Source organism: Klebsiella sp. X13, assembly GCF_003323835.1.
GTDB classification, from domain to species: Bacteria; Pseudomonadota; Gammaproteobacteria; order Enterobacterales; family Enterobacteriaceae; genus Klebsiella; species Klebsiella ornithinolytica.
On the sequence record NZ_CP030874.1, the window covers coordinates 187,884 to 199,602 of the forward strand.

Annotated in this window: 11 protein-coding genes; 2 read left to right on the forward strand and 9 right to left on the reverse strand. The window is 56.1% G+C overall.

What is annotated here, in order from left to right:
* Positions 1-32: 32 nt before the first annotated feature.
* From DSD31_RS00910 to DSD31_RS00945, 8 genes are all read right to left on the reverse strand, one after another.
* On the reverse strand, positions 33-1,352 hold the full coding sequence (locus DSD31_RS00910; protein ID WP_015585530.1) for an MFS transporter: 1,320 nt from the start codon (positions 1,350-1,352) through the stop codon (positions 33-35).
* Positions 1,353-1,405: 53 nt separating this feature from the next.
* Entirely contained in the window at positions 1,406-2,341 is a 936-nt protein-coding gene (locus DSD31_RS00915) for a DUF4862 family protein (RefSeq protein WP_113990783.1), read from the reverse strand.
* A 45-nt stretch (positions 2,342-2,386) separates the two neighbouring features.
* On the reverse strand, positions 2,387-2,854 hold the full coding sequence (locus DSD31_RS00920) for a NanQ anomerase/TabA/YiaL family protein (protein WP_004868849.1): 468 nt from the start codon (positions 2,852-2,854) through the stop codon (positions 2,387-2,389).
* Between the two features lie 11 nt (positions 2,855-2,865).
* Positions 2,866-3,864 (reverse strand): 3-dehydro-L-gulonate 2-dehydrogenase, encoded by a 999-nt coding sequence (yiaK, locus tag DSD31_RS00925; RefSeq protein WP_004868847.1) that lies wholly within the window; start codon positions 3,862-3,864, stop codon positions 2,866-2,868.
* Between the two features lie 112 nt (positions 3,865-3,976).
* Positions 3,977-4,840, reverse strand: coding sequence for an SMP-30/gluconolactonase/LRE family protein (locus DSD31_RS00930; protein ID WP_004868844.1), 864 nt, complete (start codon positions 4,838-4,840; stop codon positions 3,977-3,979).
* A 1-nt stretch (position 4,841) separates the two neighbouring features.
* Positions 4,842-5,909 (reverse strand): ABC transporter substrate-binding protein, encoded by a 1,068-nt coding sequence (locus DSD31_RS00935; RefSeq protein ID WP_227538655.1) that lies wholly within the window; start codon positions 5,907-5,909, stop codon positions 4,842-4,844.
* Between the two features lie 63 nt (positions 5,910-5,972).
* Positions 5,973-7,043, reverse strand: coding sequence for an ABC transporter permease (locus DSD31_RS00940; protein ID WP_113990784.1), 1,071 nt, complete (start codon positions 7,041-7,043; stop codon positions 5,973-5,975).
* A 13-nt stretch (positions 7,044-7,056) separates the two neighbouring features.
* The gene (locus DSD31_RS00945; RefSeq protein WP_044350502.1) at positions 7,057-8,577 is read right to left on the reverse strand and encodes a sugar ABC transporter ATP-binding protein; all 1,521 of its coding nucleotides are present in this window, start codon (positions 8,575-8,577) and stop codon (positions 7,057-7,059) included.
* 223 nt (positions 8,578-8,800) lie between these two features.
* Here DSD31_RS00945 and yiaJ point away from each other — a divergent pair, with 223 nt between their 5' ends.
* The gene (gene yiaJ / locus DSD31_RS00950) at positions 8,801-9,619 is read left to right on the forward strand and encodes an IclR family transcriptional regulator YiaJ (RefSeq protein ID WP_004868836.1); all 819 of its coding nucleotides are present in this window, start codon (positions 8,801-8,803) and stop codon (positions 9,617-9,619) included.
* A 117-nt stretch (positions 9,620-9,736) separates the two neighbouring features.
* Entirely contained in the window at positions 9,737-10,225 is a 489-nt protein-coding gene (locus DSD31_RS00955; RefSeq protein WP_004868835.1) for a 4Fe-4S binding protein, read from the forward strand.
* Positions 10,226-10,307: 82 nt separating this feature from the next.
* On the opposite strand, the gene avtA is transcribed toward DSD31_RS00955, so the two are convergent.
* Complete coding sequence (gene avtA, locus DSD31_RS00960; RefSeq protein WP_004868832.1) at positions 10,308-11,567, reverse strand: valine--pyruvate transaminase; 1,260 nt, start codon at positions 11,565-11,567, stop codon at positions 10,308-10,310.
* Positions 11,568-11,719 lie beyond the last annotated feature (152 nt).

An 11,719-nucleotide genomic window follows, 5' to 3' on the forward strand; every position in this document is an offset into this window, starting at 1 on the left:
GTTGCCGGGAGGCGCAGACCCCCCGGCAGGGGTTACGCCGCGTGTTTACGTGGGCTCATCGTCTTTAGCGGGGCTGCGCCGGTATCGCATTTCGACGGCAGCAGAAGGGCCATCAGCGCAGCCAGCGCCAGGGAGATCGCCAGGCAGTAAACGCCGGCGTCTTTGCTGTAAAGGGTGATCAGTACGCCCACCGCGTAGGGACCGCAGAAGCCACCGAGGTTGCCGAGGGCGTTGATGACGCCACGGGCGCCGCCGGCCATTTCAGCGCTGAATAAGCGGGCCGGAATGGTCCAGAACACCCCCGCCGCGGACTGCAGGAAGAAGCCACAACCCACCAGCGCGGCATAGGCCAGCCAGACGTTGTTTTTCAACGCCACCGACAGGAACATGCACAGGGCAAAGCCAACCAGCGGCAGGCAGACGAACAGTTTGCGTTTTCCGGTACGGTCAGAGAGGGAAGAGAACAGGAACATCCCGGCAATCGCCCCGATGTACGGCAGGATAGCGAGCATCCCAACCTGCCCCATGCTGCTGTGCGTCAGCTCTTTGAGAATGGTGGGGAGCCACAGGGTGTAGCCGTAAATACCGGTCTGATAGAAGAAATTCAGGGCGATCAGTTGCCACATGGTTCTGTCGGCCAGTACAGCGCTGAGAGACGCATTTTTGACGGTGGTTCCGGCGATGGCGCGTTGTTCGGCGGCGAGGGTATCGACCAGGTAGCGCTTTTCGGCTTCAGAAATCCACCGGGCTTCCTGCGGACGGTCGTAGACGGTATAGGCCCACAGGGCTAATACCACCACTGAGAGCAAGCCTTCAATAATGAACAGCCAGCGCCAGTCGAGGATGGTAATGATCCATCCGGAGAGCGGGGCGGTGATAATGCCGGCAATCGGGACAAACATAATCACAATCGCGTTGGCGCGGCCACGTTCAGCATCCGGGAACCAGTTGCTGATCATCGTCAGCACCACGGGCAGCATGCCCCCTTCGGCGACACCCAGTAAAAAACGCAGGACCAGCAGCTGATACTGGTTGGTGATTAACCCGGTCAGGACCGAAATGACCGCCCAGGCGACCAGCGACCAACCAATAAACTTCTTGCCGCTGCCGTGGACCGCGATTTTCCCGCCCGGCACCTGTAAAAACAGATAGCCGATAAAGAATATCCCGCCCGCAAGCCCTGCCATGGTGGCGGAAATACCGAGTTCGGCATCCATCCCGCCGGGCATAGCAAAGGCAATGTTGACCCGGTCCATATAGGAAATAATACACGCGATAAGAATAGGGGGAATAATTCTTAACCAGCGTTGGCGCGGAATATCCGCGGTTGTAGCGTAAGAGGAAGTGTTCATATTAATCTCGTGTTTAAAGTAACTGACGTTGCGATTAAATTGACGCTTTATATTTATTGTTGGGCTATGTTTAACGCGTTAATGCCATCGCGTAATATGGCTATGCGATGATTCACATCAGCATTCTCATCAATTTCCAGTAACTTAATACCGGCAAACTGTAATTTTGCTGAATCAGCCACATTAAATAATTCTTTGGCGTGCGCCGCCGTTAACAGGCTGTGCGGGCAGAACGGGGCGAACGGTGTATGCAGGTCAGTCCATTCGCCATACGGCCCTTCGGTCGCGGTGCCAGAGAACATCAGCGCCCCCAGTTTTCCTGCGGCATGTACCGCCTGAGCGTGCGTCAGCGGCAGGGCGGCGTTACGCCCTTCAATCGCCGACCGCGCCCAGTTGATACAGATATCAATGCGGTAACCTGCCAGGACCTCCAGCACGTTTTCCAGCGGCAAAAAGCCTTTGCGTGGCGCCGGCTGGTTCATGGCATCACAATGTTCCAGTACGAGTGAGCATGACCAGTCCCAGGCCGCAATCTCTTTGATTGAGCGGGCGAAAGCATCGGTTGCCTGCTCTACGTTCGCATTGCCTGCAAGCGGTGCCGCCTGCAGTTCCAGGGCGATCACCTTGCCAGCAAAACGTTTATTTAGCGCATTGATTTTGTTGTGTAAATGACGATGGAATTCGATGCATGCCAGGCGCTGTTCTTCATCGCTGGAGGCCAGGCCGAAAGCCGTGTTGCCGCCGCCACGGCGACGCATGGTTTCCGGGATGGCAGTCACCACCATCTGCCACTCCTGCGGCGTATGCTGGAGCAACCACTCATCGCCATAGGGGTGAAAGTTCTCATGGCATGGCTGCTCGAGCCCACGGATGTGGGGCGTGTCCGCGAGTAAGCGCCAGAATTCCGTCTCTTCTTGTTCGCTCTTTTGGTGAAATGAGGGCGCACAAGGGTATGCGCCGATGATATAACCGGCGTCATTTCTTTCCATTTTTCACTCCTTTTATTTATCGTCGTGCGACAAATAAATTACGGATTAATCTAAAGCGGAAATAGCAACTTTAACCACTATTTTCCTGATTGCCGTTGCCCGGTGTTTATTACAGGCTGGTCGGTGAACATCCTGCGGGAAAAATATGGCGTAGTTCCCCGGCCTCATTTCTATTAACGATTCATTTTCGCTGTGGTGATAGAAAATAATATCCCGCTGCTCAAGTAATTCTTCACTGACGACATTATTGCCGGTATCGATAGCAACACCGATCTGCTCTTCACCGGAATATAAAAACTGGATATCCAGGTAGCGGCGGTGTACTTCCGGGCGTAATTCATCGTGCGGGCGGGTGGTCAGGTCGAGGATCTGCGCGAAGATCGTGCGCCCCTCGATTTCGACCACCCCGGTCTCCAGCTTACTGAAGTCCGTGGTGCGCAAAAAATCCAGTGCTTTTTCAATCGCCGCCGGGTACCGGCAGGCGTTGGGTTGAGAAATATGTCCATAAATCATGATGATATTCCTTACAGCGCTTTGATTTTTGCCCACACGCTGTCATCAACGGTGATGCCGTTGCGGCGGTTCTCTTCCAGCAGACGGGAAAACTCATGACCGGGCAGACGGACCGGCACGTTTTCGTCGGCACGTTCGGCGCTGGTGATGTAATCCATGATGCGTTGCAGCTTGGCGTCGCGAGTGGCTCCGTCGATCAGCTTGTCCACTTCGATAGCGATAAAGACTTGCGAAATGTTGAATTCGTCACTGTTGTCTTCAGTTACTGCAGCAACGGAAGCGCCATCGGAGAGCAGGGTGGCGATCATGTCCAGCACAATGGAGAGGCCTGAACCTTTCCAGTAGCCCATCGGCAGAATACGGCGGTTTTTCTCGATGGGTGCCGGGTCTTTGGTCAGGTTGCCTTCGTCATCGAAGCCGCCGTCAACCGGCAGCTGGCGGCCCGCCAGACGGTTCACTTCCAGCATGCCGTAGGAGAACATCGACATCGACATGTCCACCATGGTGATCGGCGTCGACGGAATAGCGACGATCAGTGGGTTCGTCCCGATGCGGCACTCTTTGGCGCCCCACGGCGGCATCACGGCAATGGAGTTGGTCCAGCAGATACCGATGTAGCCTTTTTCCGCCGCCTGCCAGCCGTAGCTGCCGCCGCGCATCCAGTGGTTGGCGTTGCGTACCGCAACCAGACCAATACCGTGGTCAGAAGCCAGTTCAATAGCCCGATCCATCATTTTTTTCGCCGTCAGGTTACCGATTGAACGCTGGGCATCCCACTGCTCAATTGCCCCCAATGAAGCGGTACGTTTTGGCAGGGCCTCCGGGATGATATCGCCGTTTTCCAGCTGCTGAATAAAGCGCGGGAAACGGTTTACGCCGTGTGAATAGACCCCTGACTCGGTGGTGCGAGCGAACATTTCTGCACAGGCATCGGCAGTTTCAGCCGCCACGCCGCGTGCCAGCAGGACACGGGTAAACTCATTTTTAAGGTCAGAAAAACTCAATAACATACGTTTTCTCCATTACATCTTATGTTTCACATAGTGGAATGTGATTCCACTAAATAATGTCGGGTTGCAAAAACACGCCGGCAGGACCGGTGCGTGTCGGTGTGATTCTGGTTTATCCCTGAAGGCGGGACGGGGTGAAGGTCACCCGGTACAGCGATGTCGTCGCCGTAATAAAAAGCGCATTCCCGTCGGGGCCACCAAAGGTGCAGTTAGAGACGCGCTCGGGGACCGCAATGGTGTCCAGTAATTCGCCTGCGGCGGAGAAAATCAAAATCCCCGTTTCGCAGCTGCAGTAAATATTCCCGTCCTGGTCGACGCAAAATCCGTCCGGAATACCCGGTTTGACCTGGGTTACAACGTGGGAAAATAGCGCGTTATCGCCTTCAAGACGGTAAGCACGAATTTCCCGGCGACCCTGGCTCGGAAAATCAATAACCGACATATCTGCCACGTATAGCCATTTATCATCTGGCGAAAAGGCCAGCCCGTTGGGGCGCTGGGTATCGCTGATGGCAATAGCGACCTGGTGACGCGCTTCATCAAAGCGATAGACGTAGCAGCCAATGACCTGACTTGCGGCGCGATAGCCCTCTTCGTCACCGACGATGCCGTAGGGCGGATCGGTAAACCAAATCGACCCGTCCTGGCGCACCGCGATATCGTTGGGGGAGTTAAAACGCAGCCCATCGACTTTATCCACCAGCAGGGTGTGATTGCCTGCGGCGTCGGTACGGCTGATCCCGCGCCGACCGTGCTCGCAGGTTAACAAGCGCCCTTGTAAGTCCCGCGCGTTGCCGTTGGCAAAGTGGGATTCGGCACGAAACACGCTGACGCCATTTTGCGCATCCCAACGGAACATTCTGTTGCCTTTCACATCGCTGAAAATCAGGCACTGCTGGTCTGCCAGCCACACCGGGCCTTCCGCCCAGATCGCCGGTGAGCACAGGCGTTCAATACTTCCCGTGACGGCTAACATTTCACTTCACGCCCCAGATGGCTTTGTAGCGATCGCGATAATGGTTGTCCGGGTCGAATTCGTTGTTCTGGCCGCCGTCGGCGGCGATGTTCTCTTTGGTTACCAGATGCGCCGGGGTGACATAACCAGACGGCGCTTTGCCCGCGAAGGCGCGGTTAAATTCATCCAGCAGCTGCCAGCCGTGCAGTTTCAACGGTTCTGGTACGGTTGCGATCTGCGCTTTGCCTTCACGTACGCGCTGGTAGGCGGTGACGGAACCGTCGCCAGCGGAGATGTTGTACGGTGGTTTATCTCCGCTGCCTTTGCCCGCGGTTTGCAGTGCAGAGGCCATAAAGTCGAAGTACAGGTCGTTAATCGCCAGCGAGTATTCGAATTTATCGCCATATTTTTGGATCAGGCTGTAGGTCATGCCCGGCATGCGGTTGGAGGTATCGGCCAGCGGGGTATCGATAAACTCCACCACCTGGCAACCGCTGCATTGCTCAATCACCTTCTTCATCGCGTTGGCTTTATCCAGTGCGATTTGGTACAGCGAGTCGGTGAAAATCAGCACCTTGGCGGTGCCGTTGGATTTTGCCACCGTATACAGTGCCGCCATGCGCGAAACGTCATTCGAGTCGGAGGTCACGTTGTAGAAAATGTTGTAAGCCGGAACCGGGCCAGGCGCGGGAACCGCGTGCCATGCGGTCAGCACGATGCCCTCTTTCACGGCTTTTTTCAGCGGAATTTTGGCGACGTTCGGGTTCCAGCCGCCAATGACGATACCGTCCGGTTTACGGGCGATCGCCTGGTTTAGCGCCGCCAGTTGATCTTTCACCGAACCTGCACCATCCAGTACATCCAGCTGCCAGCCTGCGGCTTTCACCGCTTCCTCCAGTCCCTCTTTAACGCCCAGCACGCCGCCGTTTTTCATGTCCGAGGCGATGAAAATGATCTTCTTATTCGGCTGCAGCGCCGGACCCTGGGTTGGGCCGTCCCATGTGGTGACTGGTGCGGTCGCTTTGGCAATCGCCGTTTTCGCTTGCTGAACAAAGGCATCGTCGGCGAGGCTGAAACCACTTGCCATCATCAACCCGGCAGCCAGACAGCATTGAACTATTTTTTTATTCATTTTCAGTTCCTTACGCGAGAGTCATTGGGTAACGGAGGAGCCTGATGCTGGCGATTGTGCCCGCTGCACCAGTTTTTTATTTAATGCCCGACGGCGTTGGGCGTAGCCTGCCAGGGTAATCGACAGCAGCAGCGTCGCGCCGTTAAACAGTGGTTCGACCCAAAACGCGCCGCCGAACTGCTGGATACCCGCAATACCTATCGCCAGCACCGTAATACCGACCACCGTGCCCCAGACGTTCACCCGGCCAGGACGAATGGTAGTGCTGCCAAGGAAGGCGCCCACCAGAGCCGGGAGCAGATAATCCATCCCGACGCTGGCCTGGCCCACACCCTGCTCGGCGGCGATGATCACCCCGGTAAAGCCGGTTAAGGTGCTGGAAGTCATAAATGCCCCGATGATGTAACGATTAACGGAAATGCCGTTGAGCGCTGCGGCGACGGGGTTGCCGCCCACCGCATACATGCAGCGACCAATCGGGGTATGTTCGGTGATGATCCACAACACCACGGCGGCAAAAAGGACGTAGAAGGCCACCACCGGAATGCCGAACAGGTCGGAGTGATGCAGGGCGATAAAGGCGTCCGGTAAGTCCCCGACGATCTGCCGACCGCCAGAGTGCCAGAGCGCGATGGCGTACAGCACCGTACCGGAACCCAGGGTCGCAACAAAGCTGTCGATATCCGCCAGCGCCACCAGAATACCGTTCAGCAAACCGTAGAGCGCAGAGAGCACCAGCACGATCGCCACAGCGACGGGCCAGGAGAAACCATATTCAACCTGCAAAGTAATGGCGAGGATGTGCCAGAGCACGATGCCGAAGCCGACGTTCAGGTCGATTTTGCCAACAATCATCGGGATGGTTGCTGCTAGCGCCAGCAGGGCAATTTTCGATTTGCTATCGAGAATGGCCTGCAGCGTCAACAGGGAAGCAAACGAAGGCGTTGTCAGTGAAAAAACGATAACCAGCACCACGCAGATCGCGGGTAAACCGTAACGCGTGGTCAATTGTCCAAGCCAGGTAGCCGCACCGTGTTCATGAAGTGATACGCGTGATTCCAGGGCCGTCGATTTCATTGATGTTTTAGCCATAACGCACTCCGACTTAATGTATGGTGCCGCTGCCTGATGCCAGCTCAAGCAATCTGGCAAAGGTGACATCCTGGTTGAGAAGTTCGCCGACGATCTGCCCGCGGTTAAACACCAATGCCCGGTTACAGATGTGCGCTACCTCTTCCAGGTCGTTGGAGATGACCAGAATGGCAACGCCGTTTTGCAGCGCCTGATTGAGTAAATCGTAAATTTCTGCGCGTGCGCCTACATCAACGCCAGCAGAAGGATCTTCCAGGATGAGCAGCGGGGCATTGAGCGAGAGCCAGCGTGCCATGACTACTTTTTGCTGGTTGCCGCCCGACAGCGCACTGATTTCAATATTTATCTGCGCAGGGCGCACGTCGAACTGGCGGATTTTCTCCCGGCTCAGCGGCGCTTCGCTTTTTTCGTTATAGCGGGAAAACAGCGCATGGCCGTGTTTACAAGGGTTCATAAACAGGTTTTCACGCACCATCATGCCCGGAATCAGGCTTTCATGAAGACGGTCGCCGGCGACAAAAGAGATGCCTGCGGACATCGCTTCCCCTGGTGTTGTCGCCGTAAACGGCACGCCACTTAACGTGATTTGTCCACTCTCCTGCGGCCTGCAGGCAAACAGTAAACGTCCAATCTCTTCCTGACCGGCACCCCGCAGACCGGCGAGTGCCACCATCTCACCGGCACGCAGCTCAAAGGAGACCGGCCCGGTATCGCCCACTTTGACGTTGTCCATTTTCAACAGCACCGGCGCGCTGGCATCGGGTAAGGCCTGACGCCGATCGCCGCCGAGGCTTTCGCCCACAATCAGCTCGACCAGACCACGTAAGCTATAGCGAGCGATATCGCCGCCCCCGGCGTAGCAGCCGTCGCGCATCGCGCAAACGGTATCCGCCATCTCCATCACCTCATCCAGGCGGTGGGTGATGTAAATCATGCCAACCTGCTTCTCGCGCAGGATGTTCATCACGCGGAACAGGTGGCGGACATCGTCGGCAGGCAGTGAGGCTGTCGGTTCATCGAGCACCAGCACCGAGGCGTCAACTGCCACCGCGCGGGCAATCGCCAGCAGGGATTTTTCGGTGCGGGAAAGATCAAACACGCGGTCATCCGGGTCGAGCTGAATGCCGATATCTTCCAGCGCTTTTTGCGCCTGGCGTTTGGTGGCCGCCCAGTCAATCAGGCCGAAGCGACGGGGGAAACCCATCACCAGCGCCATGTTTTCGGCGACGGTCATCCACTCTACCAGGCCTAAGTCCTGATGAATAAAGGCGATAGGCTGTTCGTTACCCTTACGTAACGCGGCGGCGGAATCCACCGGCTGACCGCGAAACAGGATCTCGCCACCATCGCGGGAATAGACGCCCGCCAGCACCTTAATCAGCGTCGATTTACCGGCACCGTTTTCTCCCAGCAGTGCCACAACCTGGCCCGGATAAATATCCAGACTGACGTTATTGACCGCCACATTTCCACCAAAGCGCTTGATAATGTGGCGCATGGATAACAACGGAGACAACACTGCTGCTTCTGCCATTTAAGGTGACCTCCCGCCGTGTGGGAAAGAACGTTTTGCACGCTATAAATTTCACTATGCGAAATCTGATTTCAAATATATCGATCATGATTTCACAAAGCAATCGAAGAGGTTGTTTTTGAAATTCAATAAAATCAGTCAATTACAAAATTTCTGTTCAGATCGTGAAGTGAAACACACTTTGCGCTACCATCAGTGCGGGTCGAAAAGGGGAGCTGACGCGATGGACACAAAAGAGAGAGAAATGACGCAAGACAAAGAAAGGCCTGCGGGAAGCCAGAGCCTGTTCCGCGGGTTGATGCTGATTGAAATCCTCAGTAACTATCCGAACGGTTGCCCGCTGGCGCACCTTTCGGAGCTGGCGGGCCTGAACAAAAGCACCGTCCATCGCCTGTTGCAGGGGCTACAATCCTGCGGCTATGTGACGCCCGCACCCGCAGCCGGTAGCTATCGGCTGACCACCAAGTTCATTGCGGTGGGGCAAAAAGCGCTCTCCTCGCTGAATATCATCCACGTTGCCGCGCCGCATCTCGAGACGTTGAACCTGGTTACCGGCGAAACGGTGAACTTCTCCAGTCGGGAAGATGACCACGCCATTCTGATTTACAAGCTGGAACCCACCACCGGGATGCTGCGCACGCGGGCCTATATCGGCCAGCATATGCCGCTGTACTGCTCGGCGATGGGCAAGATCTACATGGCCTTTGGGCACCCTGACTATGTCGAGAACTACTGGGAAACTCACCAGGATATTATTCAGCCACTGACCCGGAATACCATCACCGGGCTGCCCGCAATGCATGATGAGCTGGCGCAGATCCGCGAGCGCAATATGGCGATGGACCGGGAAGAGAACGAACTAGGCGTCTCCTGTCTGGCGGTCCCGGTGTTTGATATCCATCGTCGGGTGCCTTATGCAATTTCTATCTCCCTGTCGACCTCGCGCCTGAAGCAGGTGGGCGAAAAGAACTTGCTGAAACCGCTGCGCGATACCGCAGAGGCGATTTCACGTGAGCTGGGTTTTGCCGTACGGGAAAGCTAAGGCAGATGACCAAATTCCGCTGACGTAACGGAAAAAAACCGCTGACTCCATTCAGGATCAAGGCGCGCAGGAGGATATTTCTGGCACGCTGCCGTTTTATCCCCAATGGAGCAGTGGATGAACCGTTTTATCATCGCGGATGCCCAGAAGTGTATTGGCTGCCGTACCTGTGAAGTGGCCTGCGTGGTCTCCCATCAGCACGACCAAAGTTGTTCGACGGTTTCTGCGACTCAGTTTGCGCCCCGTATCCGGGTGGTGAAAAGCGATGCGCTGTCTACGGCCACCCTGTGCCGGCAATGTGAAGACGCACCCTGTGCCAATGTCTGTCCGGTTGAGGCTATCCAGCGCGACCGTGGGGTCTGGCGCGTCGACCAGCGGCGCTGTATCGGCTGTAAAAGCTGTATGGTGGCCTGCCCGTACGGGGCGATGAGCGTGATGATGACCGGGGAAGGGGTGCAGGCGCTGAAATGCGATTTATGCAGCCACACCGACGAAGGCCCGGCCTGCGTGGCGGCCTGTCCGACCCAGGCGCTGCGCTGCATGGAACCGAGCGAGCTGGAAAGACTTAGCGCCGAGCGTCGCCAGCGCATGGCGCTGGCGATGTAGCGATGATGCTTGCGGCGTGTTCCCCGGAAGCGGCGCTGGCGCGCCTGTCCGGGCTACGGGTTGGCCGATGGCGATGAGCCGGTTACGCGGCGCCCTGTTCACTCCAGGCCCGCTCAATCTCTTCGGCGAGGATTTGCACGCCCGCTTCGATTTTTTGCGGATCCGGCACGTAGTTCATACGCATGCACTGATGCGTATGCGGCCAGGGTTTATCCAGCCCCGGGAAGAAGTAGTCGCCCGGAACCATCAATACACCGCGTTTTTTCAGCCGCTGGTACAGCAGTTCGGTGGAGATCGGCAGATCTTTAAACCACAGCCAGAGGAAAATCGCCCCTTCAGGTTTATGAATCAGGCAGCGATCTTCCGGCAGATAGCGACGGATAATGGCGATAGTTTCCTGTACGCGCTGATAGTAGAACGGCTTGATGACCGTTTCCGACAGGCGCAGCAGGTCATGACGTTTGATCATTTCGCACATCATCGCCGGCCCCATTCCGCCCGGCGCAAGGCTGATAATCCCGTTCATGTTGCTGATGGCGGTAATGATTTTCTCATTGGCTATGATGATCCCGCAGCGGCTGCCCGGCAGGCCCAGCTTGGACAGGCTCATACACAGCACAATATTCGGGTTCCAGAGCGGCCTGGCGTCGCTGAAAATAATTCCTGGGAAAGGCACGCCATACGCGTTATCAATCACCAGCGGGACGCCATGTTGGTGGGCCAGCGCATCCAGTTTGATCAGCTCTTCGTCGGTAATCACGTTACCGGTCGGGTTGGTCGGGCGAGAGACACAAATCATCCCCGTCTCTTCGGTGACCTGCAGATGCTCGAAATCGACGTGGTATTTAAACTGGCCTTCTGGCAGCAGCTCGATATTCGGGCGGGTGGCGACAAACAGATCCTCTTCGAGGCCCGAGTCGGCGTAGCCGATATATTCCGGCGTCAGCGGGAACAGGACTTTGCGGGTAGTGCCATCCGCACGGCGCCCGGCAAAGAGGTTAAATAAGTAGAAAAATGCACTCTGACTGCCATTTGTTAGCGCAATATTCTGTGGTTCGATCTCCCAGCCCAGCTCTTCACGCAGCATCTGCGCCAGCACGGTCAGCAGCTCGCTTTTTCCCTGCGGACCGTCGTAATTACAAAGCGCATCAAGGGCTTTGCCGTTGGCGAGCATGTCAGCCAGCAGGTTCTGGAAGTATTCGTTCATTTCCGGGATCTGCGCGGGATTACCGCCGCCCAGCATGATTGCGCCCGGCGTGCGCAGGCCGTCATTGAGGTCTTCCATCAAGCGGGTGATGCCTGAATGACGGGTGAATTTGTCGCCGAAAAGTGAAAATGTCATTGCGGATAATCTATCGGTCTTCCTGGAAAGTGGATAACCATAACGCCAGCCTCGACGCGGTGCAAATCGGCAGGAAAGTCGAAGATTTCATTTTTATGCTGGATTATCGATGGGGATTAGTTTTTTATTCTGCAAAGGCTCCCCAAAGAGAT

What these genes read in the sequence shown, in the direction of transcription:
- DSD31_RS00910 (WP_015585530.1), bottom strand. Translation starts at nt 1,352, where the DNA reads ATGAACACTTCCTCTTACGCTACAACCGCGGATATTCCGCGCCAACGC.
- DSD31_RS00915 (WP_113990783.1), bottom strand. Translation starts at nt 2,341, where the DNA reads ATGGAAAGAAATGACGCCGGTTATATCATCGGCGCATACCCTTGTGCG.
- DSD31_RS00920 (WP_004868849.1), bottom strand. Translation starts at nt 2,854, where the DNA reads ATGATTTATGGACATATTTCTCAACCCAACGCCTGCCGGTACCCGGCG.
- yiaK (WP_004868847.1), bottom strand. Translation starts at nt 3,864, where the DNA reads ATGTTATTGAGTTTTTCTGACCTTAAAAATGAGTTTACCCGTGTCCTG.
- DSD31_RS00930 (WP_004868844.1), bottom strand. Translation starts at nt 4,840, where the DNA reads ATGTTAGCCGTCACGGGAAGTATTGAACGCCTGTGCTCACCGGCGATC.
- DSD31_RS00935 (WP_227538655.1), bottom strand. Translation starts at nt 5,909, where the DNA reads ATGATGGCAAGTGGTTTCAGCCTCGCCGACGATGCCTTTGTTCAGCAA.
- DSD31_RS00940 (WP_113990784.1), bottom strand. Translation starts at nt 7,043, where the DNA reads ATGGCTAAAACATCAATGAAATCGACGGCCCTGGAATCACGCGTATCA.
- DSD31_RS00945 (WP_044350502.1), bottom strand. Translation starts at nt 8,577, where the DNA reads ATGGCAGAAGCAGCAGTGTTGTCTCCGTTGTTATCCATGCGCCACATT.
- yiaJ (WP_004868836.1), top strand. Translation starts at nt 8,801, where the DNA reads ATGGACACAAAAGAGAGAGAAATGACGCAAGACAAAGAAAGGCCTGCG.
- DSD31_RS00955 (WP_004868835.1), top strand. Translation starts at nt 9,737, where the DNA reads ATGAACCGTTTTATCATCGCGGATGCCCAGAAGTGTATTGGCTGCCGT.
- avtA (WP_004868832.1), bottom strand. Translation starts at nt 11,567, where the DNA reads ATGACATTTTCACTTTTCGGCGACAAATTCACCCGTCATTCAGGCATC.